The sequence below is a fragment of the Dermacoccus nishinomiyaensis genome (genome assembly GCF_900447535.1).
In the GTDB taxonomy this organism is placed as follows: domain Bacteria; phylum Actinomycetota; class Actinomycetes; order Actinomycetales; family Dermatophilaceae; genus Dermacoccus; species Dermacoccus nishinomiyaensis.
Map to the genome: position 1 here is coordinate 1,969,625 of NZ_UFXX01000001.1, position 15,386 is coordinate 1,985,010.

The window sequence follows — 15,386 nt, forward strand, 5'->3', positions numbered from 1 at the left end:
TGCGGGCCGGCACGCTCAGTTCGGCGGGGCCGGGGGCCCTTCGGCTCCCGGTGAGATGAAGTACGAGTCGTCCATGGCCGGGTGCGGCGCGATGGGCACGACCTGCATGCGCACACGCTCCTCGGCCCAGCGCTGCTGTTCGACGCTCTCGCGGGCCTCGTTGACGGCCTCGCACTGCTCGGCGTCGAAGTAGAACTCGAGCGCTGCGGCACGCGAGTCGAGGCGCGAGAACTTCTCGTAGTCGGTCGTGCCGTCGGCGGCTCGCACGAGCTGTGCGACGGCGCGTTCGACCGACGCGCGCCGCACGCGCCGCGCCACGTGCGGCAGGATGTCGACGCGCCCGTCCTCGCTGACGATGATGACCATCGAGCCCTTGCCTCGCCCTGCGAGGTACCGGATGGCGGAGTTGTAGCGAGCACCGCGTGAGATGTCGCCGGTGCCGGTGGCTGCGCCGTCGAGAATGACGCCGACGGCGTGACACTTGCCGTCAGGGCTGACGAGGACAGCGCCGTCGATCTTCGTCAGCGCATCGAACGCGTGCGCGCCCAGGTGCGTGGGCTCGATCGTGTAGGCCTGCGGCAGCAGGCGTTCCCCCTCGCGGCGCGCGTCGGGGTGGACGACGAGCATCGTGCCGTGCTGCTGCCGGACGCAGGCCTGCGTCATGCCCCACAGCGCGTCGACGTGCTCGCTGAGCGCGTCGGGGAAGACGCGGTTGACGGCGTGCGCGAACGTCTCGACGTCGATGACGTCGCGCGGCAGGCTCGGCTCGCCGTTGTCGACGCGCAGGAACGGCGTGTCGGCGTGCCACAGCTCCCACGCGCCGTTGCCGACGACCTTGATCTCGAATACCTCCTCCGTCGCCGGGGCGTACCCCTGAGCATGCGCCCGATGCCGTAGACGGTGCGCCCGTCGCACAGCAGCTCGAAGCCGGGGCCCGTCATCTCGAGGGCCTTGCGGAACGAGCGTGGCACGCCGACGGGCACGTCGTGCTCGAACGTCACCTCGCACGCGACGTCGGGGTGCCCCTGGGGGGCGAGGACGACGGAGCCGAGGCTCGCGCGGCCCTCGTACGTCTGCGCGCTGACGGCGTCGCACGCGTCGCGCAGGCCGTGCGGAAACTTCTGCCCGGCGCGTGAGGCGCACCCGTTGATGAACGTGTCGGCCGCCGAACGCAGCACAGCGCCGGCGTCGAGGCCGATGAGCGAACCGGGGTGGACGCGGTCGAGTTCGTGGCTCGCGGCGCGCAGCACGTCGTCGATGACGGCCTCGGGAAAGTTGCCGGGCACGCCGAGGCCGTCAGCGAGCGTCGTGCGTAGGCGCGGCACTTCACTCGCAGGGTCGCGCAGCACCGCGAGCACCGGGAAGACGCGGTAGTCGCCGACGACGATGCTGATGCCGACATGGACGACGCGGTCGGCGAACGTCGCCGCACGCGTCAGGGCCTCGCGCATCACGTCGCGGCGGCACCCCTCGCGCAGAGCGGCGAGGTAGTGGTCGGGGTGCCAGGTCGCCGTCGACTCATCGTCGGTGCGCGACGGGCACATGCGCGCGCGACGCTCCTCGAACAGCGACGTGAAGTGCGGGTGCAAATTCTCGAGGCGGGTGACGTCGAACGCGTCGCGCTGTGGGTCGACGAGGACGGGCAGCGCATCGTCGCCGTCAGGGATGCCGATGAGGTAGCCGCGCGGGTCGAGTTCGACGCCCGCGCGGTCGAGGGCTTCGTCGGCAATGCGCTCGATAGACCACCGCAGCTCGTGCTGGCCGTCCCACATGTGCGGCGCGAGGCTGATCCGGGGGTCCATGCCCGCCATGGTTTCATCCCTTGGCGGTGCCCCCCAAAGGGGCATTCGTTCGGCAGACGGACGTTGCCACGGCGCGGGCAGATCCGAGTGGGGCGATGGGGCCAGGTTGCCATGAGACCCGGCACCACCACCCTTGGGGAATGTCGCTCAGTGCCGCCCACCACGGGCGTCGCGCGCTCGCGTCAGCTCTGCGGAGCGTCTCCGCCGCGACGCATCGGCGTCTCGCCGTCGCCGTTCGTGTTGGCGCGGCGCTCGCCACCGAAGTCGCCCTCGGAGCCGGCCGACTCGAGACCCTCGCCCTGGTACGACGTGTTCGGGTCGAGCGACGACGACGGTGCGTCGGCGCCGATGGCGCGCTCGACCGGGTTTTCACCGCGCGACTGGTCATCAGCCGCCGACATGCCGTCCTGGCCGACGGTGCGCTGCGTCGCCGTCTCACCGCTGTCCTGTGCGCCGGCCGCGAGGTCGGCGTCGTAGGCGCGCTCGGAGCCGACGGCCGTCTCGCCGAACGAACCCGTCGTCGTGCCGGCGCCCGCACCTGCTGCCGCGCCTGCCCCCGCGCCCTGCTCAGCAACCTTGTCGACGCCCTTGAGCGCAGCGCCCTGAGCCTTGCTGATCTTGTCGCTGTACTTGCCGCCCGTCTTCGAATCGACGGTGGCGCCGGCCTTGTCGACGGCGCCGGCGATCTTGTCACGGTTGGCGTCGGCTGCCGCGGCGGCCTTCTCCTTGGCGAGGGCGGCCTTCTCGTCGAGGCCGAGTTCGGTGGCCTTGGCCCTGATCTTGTCCATGAATGACATCGTGGTCTCCCTGCGTCGATGGATCTCTTGACTCGTACAACACAGCGTGCGCCTCGAAAGGTCCCCGGCGCAACAGCTCGCGTGACATGACCATCGCGTGGTCCCTCGCGCCGCGACGCCATGACCGCAGCCCTGTCGAGCGACACTGCCGGCGCGCTCGCCGCAGCAGTCGGCGTCGGCGATCAAGGCGCTCCACCTCGTCGCGTACGCGGAGGCCGTCAGCCGCGGCCGACTCGATCCTGACGCGCGCGTCACCCTGCGACTGGGATCGCTGGTACTACCCAGCTGACGGCGCTGCCCACGCGCCGGCGCTCAAGCGGCTGCGCGTGCGGGCCCAGGGCAACGGCACACGCACGAGCGCCCACGACCTCGTCCGTCTCTACGATCGCGTCGCCGCCGGCTCGATCGCCGGCGCCGACGTCATGCGCCGCCACCTCCAATGGCAGCCCGCGAGCGGTGACGTCGCGGCGGGTTTCAAGGCCGGCAGCCTGCCGGGCGTGCTCACCGTCGGGATGGAGCAGCGTGTCGTCGGCACGAAGCGTCGCGCCACCGGCGCGCTGCTCATCGGTGGTCTCGACGAGGCGATGGCGAGCTCGACCGACTTCGGGTGGCAGGAGCTGCTCGTCGAGGCGATGGGTGACCCGACGTACGCCCGCCGCGTCATCGCGACGTTGGACGGCACGTCGTCGGGCACGCCGGGCAGCACCCCCACCGGGCCGCTCGTGCAGACCGACCTCGTGCGCTGAGCGCCGTCAGCTCTGCTTGATCGTGCGAACCGCGTCGGCGAGGCCGGGCATGGCGCGTTCCATCGTCGCGAGGGTCGTGACGAAGCCGTCCTGGCCGCCGTACCAGGGGTCGGGCACGCCGTCGCCGGGGTTCGCCTGCGGGTCGTAGTCGGTGAGTAGGACGACGTGGTCGGGCAGCTCGCCACCGTAGATGTCGCGCATGCGCTCGAGGTGGATGTCCTCCATCGCGACGACGAGGTCACAGGCGTCGATCTCGTCGCGCGTGATCTGGTGCGCCGCGTGGTTCGACGCGTCGTACCCGGCCTTCTCGAGTTCACGGACGGCGCGCGGGTCGATGGGGTTGCCGATCTCTTCGCGCGACGTGGCGGCGCTCGTCAGCTCGACGTCACCGAGCCCGTGCTCCGCGAAATATTTCGCGGCGACGCGCTCGGCCATCGGTGAGCGGCAGATGTTTCCCCAGCAGACGAAGACGACGGAAGTCATGCTCGCCATCCTGGCATCTGCCACCGATAGCGGCCATTCGCGGCGACCCTGCGGGCATCGAGTCGTCAGGTCAAGCGTTCCGAGTCAGGCCCGATGGCCGTGGCGCGGCAGCGCGAAGATGACGGCATGGTCATCGCTCTCGACCCCTCGGCCGACGCAGCCGAACTCACACCGCAGGCGCAGTTCGACGCCGAGCGCAGCCGCCGAACGTGTTGCCCCGACCGATATCGCTCGTTCAGCGCTGTCGCAGCCACAGCAGCGTGATGCCGTCGACTACGTCCTTTCGACGCAGGAGGGGCGCCTGCCCGCGTCACCGTTGCGGCAGTTCCGCAACGCGAAGGTTCGATCGATCCGCTCGACCTCGCCGGGCAGATGCTCGAAGACTTCGGCCAGGTCTGCGCCGTCATCCTCGCGCGCGGGCACACGCGCACGCTCCACCCGTCAGCGCTTCGGGGTTACCTCAAGGGTGCCGAGGATCTCGACGAGGCCCTCGCCGCGTACGCGCAGGACTGTGCGGACCAGGTCGAGCGCGACCACGCCGACCTGAACGGGTGACGTCGCGGCGTCGCCATGCAGGATGGCGGGTAACTCACAGGTAAGCGGCCAGTTGCCTGCCTACCTGTGAGTCACCCGCCATCTCGTGAAGGTCGGGCCCGAGCCGTTGTCCGCCACCGATCTCGCCGGGCGGGTTCGTCAGCGAATCCCGCCGACGATCTCGAGTGCGCGCTTCTGGGCGTCGAGGCCGCGGGCGGAGTTCGTCATCATGAGTTCGTCGGCCATGGCGTGCTCGGCGAACTGTTCGAGGTACGCGGCGATGCGCTCCGGGCCGCCGATCGCGGTGTAGGTGAGCATGTGCTTGGCCTGGTGGCCGGCGGGCGAGTCGAGCAGCATGTCGAGCTCGGCGTCGGTGAAGTCGCGATCGGCCACGCCGAAGCGCGTCGCTATCATCTCGACGCGCGAACGCAGCACCTTTTCGTACATCGCGGACGCTTCGTCGTCGGTGTCTGCGGCGACGACGTTGAGCGCGGCGATGACGTACGGCGCGTCGAGCTGGGCGCTCGGCTTGAACTCCGAACGGTAGGCGTAGACGGCGGCCTGCAGCTGATCGGGTGCGAAGTGGCTCGCGAACGCGTACGGAAGGCCCAGCGCCGCAGCGAGTTTCGCGCCGAACATGCTCGAGCCGAGGATGTAGAGCGGCACGTTCGTGCCCTTGCCGGGGATCGCCTCGATGCCCGCGAGCGGGCTCGTGTCGGAGAGCAGCCCCTGCAGCTCGACGACGTCCTGCGGGAAGCGGTCGCTCGCGTGCGGGTCACGTCGAAGCGCCTGCCAGGTGCGCTGATCCGTGCCGGGCGCGCGTCCGAGGCCGAGGTCGATACGGCCCGGGTGCAGCTCGGCGAGCGTGCCGAACTGCTCGGCGATCGTCAGCGGCGAGTGGTTCGGCAGCATGACGCCGCCGGAACCGACGCGGATCGTCTGCGTCTGCGACGCGACATGCGCGAGCAGCACGGACGTCGCCGCCGACGCAATGTGCTTCATGTTGTGGTGCTCGGCGAACCAGATGCGCTCGAAGCGACCCGTCGCCTCAGCCCGCTGCGCGAGCTCGACGCTGCTGCGGATCGCGTCGCCGACGCTCTCATGGCTGCCGACCTGCGCGAGGTCGAGGATCGACAGCGGAATGTCGGCTGCCTTCTTCGCGAAGGAGCCGGCCGAGTGGGAGGTCTCGTCAGGGGATCGCAGGTCGGTGTTCTGGGCGGCGTCGAAATCACTCACGCACTCGTCAACGCGGGCCCCGGCCTCGCCCATTCCCGGGCTGCATCCCGAAGGGTCCAGGCCGGCTGCGTCACATGGTGCCCGCTGCGTCAGTCGTGACCGACTCGACGAGGACGAATCGACTCACCTGGTCGGGCGTGGTCGCTTCGGCCCGGCTCCGATAGCGCCGTGCGCGCACGAACGCCGATCACGCGAGCAGCGCGTCGATCTCCTTCGCGAGCTTCTTGTGCAGCCACGGCGAGGGGTGGAATCCGTCGTCGGCGAAGGCCTTGTCGCGCGCCCATTTCGGGTTCGTCAGCGGTACGTGGCGGGCGGTGGGGTAGTCCGCGACGATCGCCGCAGCGATCGCCTCGAACCGACGCGCGCGCCCGCCGAGGGCATTACCGAGCTGCTGCGGCATCGCGGGCAGCGCCTCGATCGGCGGCAATCCGAGCAGGATGACGGGGGAGTCGCCGGCGAGCGCCGTCACGCGGGTCAGCAGCTTCGTCAGGCTGACGCGCCACGCCTCCTCGGTGCGCAGGTTCTTCACGTCGTTGACACCGACGCTGATGACGACGACGTCAGCGCGCGCGAGTTGCGCCTGGGCGCTCGCGGGCTGGGTGAGGTGGGCGACGTCGCGGGCGTCGGCGCCCGAGCGGGCGAGCACGTGCCAGCTGACCGGCCGTTCAAGCCGATCCGACATGCGGCTCGCGAGGCGCCCCGCGATCGAGTCGCGATGGTGTTCGACGCCGGCACCGTCGGCCACGCTGTCGCCGAGCACGACGAGATGCGGCTCGTGACCGTCCCGCTCGGCGCGGTGCTCGCAGATCGTGCTCGTGACGCCCTCGCGCCCGGCCGCACCGGGTAGGCGCGGCACGTCGCGCTGCACCTGACGCCCCTGCGCGATGAGCACCGGGCCGTGCAACAGCACGTCCGTCAGCGAATATCCGGGCAGCGACGACCCGCCCGTATCGGATGGCGCGTCAGCCGATGCCGCCTCGTCCGGTGCGGCGGAGCCCGACGTGGTTTCCCGTGAAACAGGGTCACGCGGCGCAGGGGGTCGTCGGTCGGCGTCCCCGTTGGTCGCCGAGATGTCACGCATGCCCCCATCGTCACCCATTCACCTGCACTTCGGCGCAATGACGCGCGGCGTTCACCGCACCGTTATCCACATCGTCTCTTCAGACTTAATCTTCGCCAGACCCGACGGCCCCGCCTCAACGCCCCAACCCGGCCGTGGCTCAACGCACCCGCGCCCCAGCCCGACCCGTCCACACCCCACACGACGAAGCGTGGCGCGCACCCGTCGACGAGGAGAGCGCTCCTGGCCGACCGATGCGCGCCACGCTGTGAACAAGGCGACAAGGCGACGGTTACGCCATCACTGCCCCTCGTTGGGTCGCGTGAACGGGAACGCGAGCGTCGCGCGGATGTTGTTGCCCGTCAGCATCATGATGAGGCGGTCGACGCCGATGCCGAGCCCACCCGTCGGGGGCATGGCGTACTCGAGGGCGGCGAGGAAGTTCTCGTCGACCTCCATCGCCTCGGGGTCGCCGGCGGCAGCCTTGAACGACTGCTCGGTGAGGCGGTTGCGCTGGTCGACGGGGTCGACGAGCTCCGAGTACGCGGTGCCGATCTCGGCGCCGAACGCGACGAGATCCCAGCGCTCCGACAGCTTCGGGTCGGTGCGGTGCGTGCGCGTCAGCGGTGACGTCTCGAGTGGGAAGTCGGTGTAGAACACCGGCATCGTCGTCTGGCCCTCGACGAGCTCGTCGTACAGCTCGAGCACGACCTCACCGGCCGTCATCGTCTCCGCCCAGTGCACGTCGTGCGCGTCGGCCACGGCGCGCACCTTCTCCAGCGGCGTGTTCGACGTCAGCGTCGTGCCCGTCGCCTTCGAGACCGCTTCGTGCACGGGCACGACGGGCCACTCGTGGTCGAGGCGCAGGCGCTCGACGCCGCCGTGTCCGTCGGGGCGGACGGCGACGGGCTCGCCGTGGATGGCCGTGGCGACCTCGAGGACGAGCTCGCGCGTCAGCACGCGCATCGTGTTGTAGTCGCCGTGCGCGGCGTACGCCTCGACGGAGGTGAACTCCGGGTTGTGCGTCGCGTCGGCGCCTTCGTTGCGGAAGTTGCGGTTGAGCTCGAAGATGCGGTCCATGCCGCCGACGGCGAGTTCCTTGAGGAACAGCTCCGGCGCGATGCGCAGGTACAGGTCGGCGTTGTACGCGTTGATGTGCGTGCGGAACGGTCGCGCGCTCGCGCCACCGTGCACCGCCTGCAGCATCGGCGTCTCGACCTCCATGTAGCCGCGCTCCTCGAACGCGCGACGCAGAGCGCTGACGCCCCGCGAGCGCGCGCGCAGCAGATTTGCCGAATCCTTGTTGACGATGAGGTCGAGGTAGCGCTGACGCACGCGTGCCTCGGGGTTGGTGAAGCCCGTGTGGTCGCTGGGGATGGGGCGCAGCGACTTCGACGCCATGCACCACGACGACGCGAGCAGCGACGGTTCGCCGCGACGGCTGTGGCCGAGTGTGCCCGTCACGGAGACGTGGTCGCCGACGTCGACGGTGCGTCGCCACAACCGCATGAGCTGCGGATCGACAGCGCCCGCCTCGAGCACGACCTGCAGGCGCACGTCGTGCTCCTCGATGAAGGCGAACACGACGCCGCCGAGGTCGCGCAGCGCTCGTACGCGGCCGCTGAGGGAGACGACGCCGGCGTCCACCCCGTTGCCTTCGACAATCGCTTTGCGGGCAAGATCGACCGTCATCGTGTACGGCACGTCGACGGGGTAGGGCTCCATGCCGGCCTCGCGCAGGACGTCGAGCTTGGCGTGGCGCACGCGCTGCTGCTCGGTGAGGCGCTGCACGGGTCGTGCGGGCGTGAGCAGCTCCTCGTCCTGCGCGGCGACGAGCTGCGCCAGCGGCGCCTCGGCGCCGTCGGGCAGGTGGACGATCGTGTCCGCGTCGTGGCTGGGGCGCGGTGCGTGGCCGGGCAGGAAGCCCTCGGCGCGGCCGGAGGCGATGCCGATGAGCGGCAGGCTGCCGACGGAGTCGAAGCAGACGAACCGGGTGTCCCAGCGCGGCAGGTACTTGGCGTTCGCCTCGTACAGCGATTCGAGCTGCCAGAAGCGGTTGCCGATCGACAGGATGCGGTCGGCGAGGCGCACGCCGATGCCGGCGCCCACCTTGTCGGCACCGGTGAACACGGAGCGGAACATCGCGAAGTTGAGCGACACCTCGCGCACGCCGAGGTCGGACGCCGCGTCGGCGAGCGCCGCGACCATGGCCTCGTTGACGCCGTTCGGCGCCTTCGGGGAGCGGCGCATCAGATCGAGCGACAGCCCTCGCGTGCCCCACGGCACGAATGACTGCAGTGCGACGATCTGACCCTGTGCGTCACGGACGAGGACGGCGACGCAGCGGCCGTCCGTCGCGTCCTCGAGGCGGTTGAGGGCCATCGAGAAGCCGCGGTCGGGTTCGTCGCCACGCCACTTCTCGGACAGTTCGGTGATCTGGTGCAGCGTCTCGGCGTCGAGACGCGAGTGGCGTTCGACGGCGACGGTGCAGCCGGCCTCACGCACGCGCGCGACGGCGCGCTTGACGGGGCGCATCGCGCGCCCTTCGAGGCTGAACGTGTCGAGTTCGACCACGGCTTCGTCGCCGAGGGGGCGGGCCTTGAGCCCGGCCTCGACGTAGGCGCGCGCACCCGTCTCCGAGGCGGACAGGACGCCGGAGCGCCACGCGTGCTCGCGGGCGAGGGCCTGCCAGGCGCCGATGGCGGCGGGCCATGACTCACGGGCACCGAGCGGGTCGCCGGACGCGAGGCAGACGGAGCCGATGACGCGGTAGCTGACGGCGGCCTCGCCGTCGGGGGCGAAGACGACGGACTTGTCGCGGCGCGTCGCGAAGTAGCCGAGCGAATCCTGGTTGCCGTGCAGCGCGAGCAGTCGGCGCACGTGCAGTTCGTCGGCGGCCGACTGCACCTCGGAGCGTTCGGCCGATTCGGTGTAGCGCCACACCGTCAGCAGCAGCACGCCTGCGGCGAGGATGCCGGCGAACGCGGCGAGCCAGTGGGGCCCGTTGGCGCCGTCGGAGATGCCGTGCGGCATGGAGATGCCGGTGACGCTGCGGATCGAGAACCACAGGTGCTCACCGCCGTGCAGGTCGCCGGGGGCCGCCCAGGAGAGCATGAAGATGACGGCGATGCAGGCGAGCAGACCGGCTAGCAGCGTGCCGATCGCGCGCCGCAGGGAGCCTGAGCGCATGCGGGCCGGGAAGTCCTTGCGCCGGATGACGAGCAGGACGAGCCATGCGCCGGTGACGATCGTCGTCACGACGATGAGGGCGATCGTGATGTCGTCGACTTCCTCGTCGAGGCTGTCCGTGCAGATGCTGACGGCGACGATCGCGCAGGCCACGAACTGGAGGGCGAGGATGGCGAGGGCGACGACCCACGCGGCGCGCAGCCCGCGTTTCAGAGCGGCGGCGGTGATGAGAAGACACAGGGCGAGGAAGAGACTCGGGCCTGCGGGGACGCCGACGACGGCGAAGATGTCGTCGACCCAGTCGGCGAAGTCGCTGCGCGGCAGCGGGATCGACACGAGCGACCACACGCCGCCCAGGGCGACGAGCAGCCCCAGCAGCTTGGGCAACCATCCGTGGTCGTTCGCCACCGCGGGGTGGTGACGGGTGGGGGTGCTCATGCTGACGGTGCTCCTTCGACGTGCTCTGCGTTCGTTGCGGGATGGGGGGTCTCTGGGAGGCGGGCTGCTTCCTGTCTCGCGCGTTCGGCGCGGGCCCAGAGGTTGAGTGTCAACAGTGCGAGGGCCTGGAGGGCGGCTTCGAGCAGGATCTCGAACTGGCTCGTGTAGGCGCCGAGGGAGTTGGCGACGGCGAGCATGAGGACCATCGCGATGGAGCCGTAACGGAACGCACGCTCGACGTTCTGGTGCTTCGGGCTCATGGCGCGGAACGCGATGAGCGACAGGATGCCTGCGATGACACCGACGGCCGCTGACGCGAGGTACATCGACGCCGCGAGCGAACCGAGCTTCACGCGATCGTCAGCAGCAGCCCGCCCCAGAGGGCGCGCGCGATGTGGGAGACCTCGCCGCCGACCCGCGGGTAGCCTGTCAGGACGAGGTACGCGCGCGTCGCCGCGATCGTGACGGCGCAGGCACCGGCGAACAGCAACACGAGCGACGAGGCGTCCTCGCGCGGAACGATGCCGCGGGAGCCGCCGCGCCCTGACGGGGCCGACGACGCGCCCGCAGGCGTCGACGAGCCCTCTCTGGCAGGGGTGGCAGTCATGTCATGACGCTAGCAAAGCGTTTCGCCCCTGCCTGGAAGACCATGCGGCCTGCGGGGCGCCTTCGTCGCGCTCGGGGCGTCGGCTCGGGCATGGCGGGAGTGGAGGGGAGGAGGCCACCTGCGACGATCGACCTGACGACCGAGCGATGCCATCGGAGGGCAGATGAAGATCACGCAGGTGGGGCCCGCTCTGGCCATCACGGCGCTCCTGGGCGCGACCTGGGCCGTGCTGGCAGCGATCTCGGCAGCGACCCCGACTCCCGTCGAGACGGTCGCGGCGAGTGAGACGAAGACGCTCGAGGGGGCTGACCGGGGACTCCGTGACGTTCCGGGCACCTGAGGGCGGGGTGACGGCACTGTCCTTCTCGCGCTCCTCGGCCTACTTCGAGAAGGACGAGCAGACCCTGACGCTGGCTGTCGTCGACGGTAGCGTCGACTTCGACACGACCGCCGACCGCATCGTGCGAAACCTCGACGAGCAGGGTGTGGCTGTCGCCTTCGACGGGGGCAAACTCAGCACGCGCAACGGCTTCGCCTGGCTCGCGATGCATGCGAACGACCACCTGTTCGCCTTGTCGGCGAAGCCCCTGCCCGAGGGCAAGGGGGCCGACCGGGGCGCCGCCATCGCGGGCCCCACGAGCGAGGAACGGGCGAAGATGCTCGGCGTCGTCATCATCATGCTCGTGGCCTCGCGGACGTTGCGGCGGTCGATGCACGGTCTGCTCGTCGGCGCGTTCGTCGGGTGTCGTTGGCGCGGCGCGTGCTCACGTTCCACGGGCTCTTCGCACTGGGTTGGGGGCTGCACTTCCTGTGGAACTCGCCGGTACCCGAGGGTCGCGACGGCCCGGCGATCCCCTTGAGATCGCCGTCAGCGTCACCGCGTTCTTGCTCGTCGCCCGGCACGCCTGGGCGCAGGAGCGGCACTACCTCGCGAGCGCGCGCGAAGCCCTGGCCGCGGGGGGTTTCGTCGCCTTCGACGACGTCGTCGCCAGCGCTGCAGGCACTCGCAAGGAGCGCAAGCAGGGCCTGCAGACTGCGCGTCAGGTCGGCGGTCGCGCGGAGAGGAAACGGATCAAGCACGTCCCCGAAGGGCTACCTCGACCACCTGCAGGCCTGGGGTGGTCGCGGCACCGGCGTCGACGAGGTCGTTCGAGATCTGGTGTGACGGTGATTGCTCCCCCCGAGCGCCGGGGGTGCGCGCCCGTCACCAGGGATGCTCGGCGAAGTCCTTGAGAAAGACGCCGTACTGGTCGATTCCGTTCTCACCCATGACGATCGGGTCGTAGACGCGGGCGGCGCCGTCGACGAGGTCGAGCGGCGCGTGCCAGCCCTCCTCGGCGATGCGCAGCTTCTCGTGGTGCGGGCGTTCGTCGGTGATCCAGCCGGTGTCGACGGCCGTCATGAGGATCTTGTCGGTCGCGAACATCTCACCCGCCGACGTGCGCGTCATCATGTTGAGCGCCGCCTTCGCCATGTTCGTGTGCGGGTGGCCGGGGCCCTTGTAACGGCGCGAGAACTGCCCCTCCATCGCCGAGACGTTGACGACGTACGCGCGCCGCGCCCCCCGCGCGACGGCCGCACGCATCGCCGGGCGCAGACGGCTGACGAGCAGGAACGGCGCTGTTGAATTGCAGAGTTGCACTTCGAGGAGTTCCAGCGGATCGACTTCCTCGACCTTCTGCTTCCAACTGTTCGTGTCGACGACGTCGGGCAACAGGCCACCCGCGTCGACCGCCGTGCCCGCCCGATGCGCCTCGAGGCTCGCCTGCCCCGCCGACAGAGCGAGCGACGTCATCGCCGCCGCGCTGCGGGACGGGTCGAGAGCGTCGGACGGGTTGAGCGGGCCGGCCGCGGGCGTGACGCCGGGCGCATGGACGTCACGTCCGGCGTCGGGCTGGGGCTCGGCTTCGTCAGTGGCGTGGGTGTGCTGATAGGCCGCGAGGGTGCCGGCGAGGTTCGCGGGGTGAGCGTCACTGATGCGGTCGAACTGGACGATCTGCGGCAGCTTGACGTCGCGCGGCAGCGGAAGCTCTTCTCCCGCAGTGAGATTCGAGTACGCTCCCGGCGAGCGACGCACCGTCTGCGCCGCGTTGTTGATGAGGATGTCGAGCGGGCCGTCGGCCGCGACCTCGTCGGCGAGGGCGATGACCTGCGTCGGGTCACGCAGGTCGATGCCGACGATCTTGAGGCGGTCGATCCACTCCGGTGAGTCGGCGAGCTCCGCGAAACGACGCGCGGCGTCGCGGGGAAAACGCGTCGTGATCGTCAGGTGCGCGCCGTCGCGCAGCAGCATGAGCGCGATGTACATGCCGATCTTGGCGCGACCGCCCGTCAGCAGGGCGCGCTTGCCGCACAGATCGACGCGCTGGTGACGCTTCGCGTGACTCATCGCCGCGCAGTTGGGGCACAGCCAGTGATAGAACGCGTCGACGGTCGTGTACTTGGCGTGGCAGATGTAGCACCCGCGCGGCGTGTTGAGCTCTCCGGCGACCTCACCGATGACGTTGGACGTCAACGGGATTCCCTTCGTCTCGTCGTCGATGCGCAGCGGCGAACCCGTCGCCGTCGACGCCAGCACCTTCGCGTCCTGCTCGCGCAACGGGCCGAGCTCAGCAGCCCTCGCCTCCGCGCGACGCGCCTTGCGCACCCGCTTGTACATCGTGCCCGCGGCGCGCTTCACCGTCTCGATGTCGGGGTGGCCCGCGGGCAACTCGTGCAGCATCCCGATGACGCGCAACGTCGTCGCCATGTCCTCGGCATCGATCGCGGTCTCGGCGAACAGCTGTTCCTGCTCAGGTGTGACGGACGCGTCGTCACGGGCGTCGTCGTCCTCTGCGGGCTGTTCGTTCACGCCGTGATTCTAGAGGTTGCCGGTGAGGCGAGCCGGCGCTGCCCTCATGGGTGGGTGTGCCTCCCCGTGAGACTCTGCCCCGCCATGACCGGAGCCGGCGGTGTTTTCGCGGGGCGGGTGGCGGTGGGGGTCGGCGTGTCTCGAGGCGATGTCCGGAAATTCAGTCAGACGTCCAGATAGGGTGAGAATGATGACCTCGGGGGAGGTCGGCGCGCAGGGCCTCGGGGGCGTTCGGCTGAACGCGAGGTCGGCAGGAGAAAGGTGCACGATGAACCACGAACACCGCAAGATCTCACTCGCGGAACGACTCATCGTGACGCTCGGCGTCGGCATCTCGCTGGCCGTCATGGCCGTCGTCCTGATCCGCATGGCGAGCGCCGGCGCCCACCCCGTTGCGGTGTGCCTCATGGCTGCGGCGCTCGGCGGGGCGCTCGTCGTCGCCATGCGCCTGTGGCGCGGTTCGCAGGGCTGACGTTCGGCGCCGCCCGCCGGGTGTCATCCGCGCGGTGAAATCGGCCTGGCGTGGCCGGCTCGGCCGCCGGGGCGTGTCCCCCTACGCTCGTCTTCTTGGCGCCGCCGGCCTGTACCCATCCGCGATTTTCGTCCACATTCGTGACGGGGGCCGACGACGCGAGCGTGGACGAAAATCGCCGATGTGACCGAGAAGCGCACATGGGGACGCGGTTCGCGAAGGTGGACGGAAATTGCGAAGGTGGACGAAATTCGCAGGTGGGGCCGGGTGTCTCAAGGTGCGCCGTCTCTGTTAGCCGTCGGACGAGGTGACGGGGGGTGGTGCGGCGTCAGAAAGCAGTCGCTCGCTGCGCACGACCAGATCGTCCGACGGCGGGCTTGCATGACGCGTGGCCGGACGGCGCGCTGTCCGCGTTGTTGACGGGCACCGCCGACAGGGCTCCCGCGAATGGCCCCGTCGCGTTGACGACGAGCGGCCTGACGTCGCGCTCCTCGTGTTCATGGGCGCGGCATTCGCCGGCGTCGTGGCGCAGGCCGTCATCGATCGGCTGTGCCCAGTAGACGGTGTGCAGCGTGTGAACGGTGGGGGACGGGTCACCCGAGCCATACGAGGACACCGCACGACCCGTGCCATCTCGTGTCGTAAGGCCTAGTGCCGGCTCACCGCGTCATGTCATGGTGCTCAGCGCACCCTCATCGACGCGTGACACAGTAGGCATCGTGACCGACGAACGCACCCATCCGGACGACGACGCCTGGCGCTACGTTCCGCCGCGACCGCGCGAGACCCCGGCGTCGGTTCCGGGTTCGCCCGCGCCGGATTCCCGGGCGCACACGTCGGCAGCTTCCGCGAGCGACGCCGCGGCACCGACGGGGCAGCTGCCCAACGCATGGCACGAAGGCGCACCCATGCCGCACGGTTGGTCACAACCGCCCACAGGATCGATGTCGTCGCCTCCTCCGGCGCCGAACGCCCCCGGTGTGGGATCGTTCGCCCCGGGCGGGTGGCCCCCGCCGTCAGCTCCCCGGCCCGCAGCTTCGGGTGCGCCTGCGCCGGCTAGTTGGTCCCAGCCGTCAGCTCCGCAGCCTCAGTATCCGCCTGGGGTGTTGTTGGCGCCGGCGTCGCCCGGCGCTGCGTATCCCGTTGCAGCGCAAGCCGGTCCGCGCAAGCC

The 15,386-nt window shown here is 70.2% G+C and carries 15 protein-coding genes and 1 pseudogene; 5 read left to right on the plus strand and 11 right to left on the minus strand.

What is annotated here, in order from left to right; all coding sequences use genetic code 11:
* Nucleotides 1–15: 15 nt before the first annotated feature.
* From DYE07_RS15145 to DYE07_RS15155, 3 genes are all read right to left on the minus strand, one after another.
* Nucleotides 16–663 (minus strand): DNA integrity scanning protein DisA nucleotide-binding domain protein, encoded by a 648-nt coding sequence (locus tag DYE07_RS15145; RefSeq protein ID WP_237723827.1) that lies wholly within the window; start codon nucleotides 661–663, stop codon nucleotides 16–18.
* The gene (locus DYE07_RS15150; protein ID WP_237723824.1) at nucleotides 660–1,802 is read right to left on the minus strand and encodes a hypothetical protein; all 1,143 of its coding nucleotides are present in this window, start codon (nucleotides 1,800–1,802) and stop codon (nucleotides 660–662) included. Before DYE07_RS15150 ends, DYE07_RS15145 begins: the two co-directional genes overlap by 4 nt.
* A 182-nt stretch (nucleotides 1,803–1,984) precedes the next feature.
* Complete coding sequence (locus DYE07_RS15155) at nucleotides 1,985–2,599, minus strand: antitoxin (RefSeq protein ID WP_239303400.1); 615 nt, start codon at nucleotides 2,597–2,599, stop codon at nucleotides 1,985–1,987.
* Between the two features lie 326 nt (nucleotides 2,600–2,925).
* Here DYE07_RS15155 and DYE07_RS09175 point away from each other — a divergent pair, with 326 nt between their 5' ends.
* Entirely contained in the window at nucleotides 2,926–3,345 is a 420-nt protein-coding gene (locus DYE07_RS09175; protein WP_006945067.1) for a hypothetical protein, read from the plus strand.
* Nucleotides 3,346–3,351: 6 nt separating this feature from the next.
* Here DYE07_RS09175 and DYE07_RS09180 read toward each other — a convergent pair whose 3' ends face one another.
* A complete protein-coding gene (locus DYE07_RS09180) occupies nucleotides 3,352–3,828 on the minus strand; it encodes a low molecular weight protein-tyrosine-phosphatase (RefSeq protein ID WP_006945043.1) in 477 nt (158 codons plus the stop codon).
* Between the two features lie 126 nt (nucleotides 3,829–3,954).
* Here DYE07_RS09180 and DYE07_RS14760 point away from each other — a divergent pair, with 126 nt between their 5' ends.
* Together DYE07_RS14760 and DYE07_RS09185 are read left to right on the plus strand one after the other, a co-directional pair.
* Entirely contained in the window at nucleotides 3,955–4,092 is a 138-nt protein-coding gene (locus tag DYE07_RS14760; protein WP_156444997.1) for a hypothetical protein, read from the plus strand.
* 57 nt (nucleotides 4,093–4,149) lie between these two features.
* A pseudogene (locus DYE07_RS09185) lies at nucleotides 4,150–4,383 on the plus strand (DUF2252 family protein); the annotation flags it as partial.
* A 138-nt stretch (nucleotides 4,384–4,521) separates the two neighbouring features.
* On the opposite strand, the gene DYE07_RS09190 reads toward DYE07_RS09185, so the two are convergent.
* The 5 genes from DYE07_RS09190 to DYE07_RS09210 all read right to left on the minus strand — a co-directional run bounded on the left by DYE07_RS09190 (nucleotide 4,522) and on the right by DYE07_RS09210 (nucleotide 10,892).
* Complete coding sequence (locus DYE07_RS09190) at nucleotides 4,522–5,631, minus strand: LLM class flavin-dependent oxidoreductase (RefSeq protein ID WP_006945122.1); 1,110 nt, start codon at nucleotides 5,629–5,631, stop codon at nucleotides 4,522–4,524.
* 154 nt (nucleotides 5,632–5,785) lie between these two features.
* Nucleotides 5,786–6,679 carry an SGNH/GDSL hydrolase family protein gene (locus DYE07_RS09195; protein WP_172462979.1) on the minus strand — a complete coding sequence of 298 codons (894 nt, stop codon included), beginning with the start codon at nucleotides 6,677–6,679 and terminating at the stop codon, nucleotides 5,786–5,788.
* A 279-nt stretch (nucleotides 6,680–6,958) separates the two neighbouring features.
* On the minus strand, nucleotides 6,959–10,285 hold the full coding sequence (lysX, locus tag DYE07_RS09200; protein WP_115296819.1) for a bifunctional lysylphosphatidylglycerol synthetase/lysine--tRNA ligase LysX: 3,327 nt from the start codon (nucleotides 10,283–10,285) through the stop codon (nucleotides 6,959–6,961).
* On the minus strand, nucleotides 10,282–10,638 hold the full coding sequence (locus tag DYE07_RS09205; protein ID WP_006945125.1) for a hypothetical protein: 357 nt from the start codon (nucleotides 10,636–10,638) through the stop codon (nucleotides 10,282–10,284). The genes lysX and DYE07_RS09205 overlap by 4 nt, the downstream gene beginning before the upstream one ends.
* Complete coding sequence (locus DYE07_RS09210; RefSeq protein ID WP_074040484.1) at nucleotides 10,635–10,892, minus strand: hypothetical protein; 258 nt, start codon at nucleotides 10,890–10,892, stop codon at nucleotides 10,635–10,637. The genes DYE07_RS09205 and DYE07_RS09210 overlap by 4 nt, the downstream gene beginning before the upstream one ends.
* A gap of 320 nt (nucleotides 10,893–11,212) precedes the next feature.
* Here DYE07_RS09210 and DYE07_RS09215 point away from each other — a divergent pair, with 320 nt between their 5' ends.
* Nucleotides 11,213–11,752, plus strand: coding sequence for a PrsW family glutamic-type intramembrane protease (locus DYE07_RS09215; RefSeq protein ID WP_172462980.1), 540 nt, complete (start codon nucleotides 11,213–11,215; stop codon nucleotides 11,750–11,752).
* A 344-nt stretch (nucleotides 11,753–12,096) separates the two neighbouring features.
* Here the strand turns inward: DYE07_RS09215 and DYE07_RS09220 are convergent, their stop codons facing one another.
* Nucleotides 12,097–13,743 carry an SDR family NAD(P)-dependent oxidoreductase gene (locus DYE07_RS09220; protein WP_006945103.1) on the minus strand — a complete coding sequence of 549 codons (1,647 nt, stop codon included), beginning with the start codon at nucleotides 13,741–13,743 and terminating at the stop codon, nucleotides 12,097–12,099.
* A gap of 268 nt (nucleotides 13,744–14,011) precedes the next feature.
* Between DYE07_RS09220 and DYE07_RS09225 the strand changes: the two genes are divergently transcribed.
* Nucleotides 14,012–14,215, plus strand: a complete 204-nt coding sequence (locus DYE07_RS09225; RefSeq protein WP_115296821.1) for a hypothetical protein — start codon at nucleotides 14,012–14,014, stop codon at nucleotides 14,213–14,215.
* Nucleotides 14,216–14,543: 328 nt separating this feature from the next.
* Here the strand turns inward: DYE07_RS09225 and DYE07_RS09230 are convergent, their stop codons facing one another.
* A complete protein-coding gene (locus DYE07_RS09230; RefSeq protein WP_115296822.1) occupies nucleotides 14,544–14,831 on the minus strand; it encodes a hypothetical protein in 288 nt (95 codons plus the stop codon).
* Nucleotides 14,832–15,386: the final 555 nt, after the last annotated feature.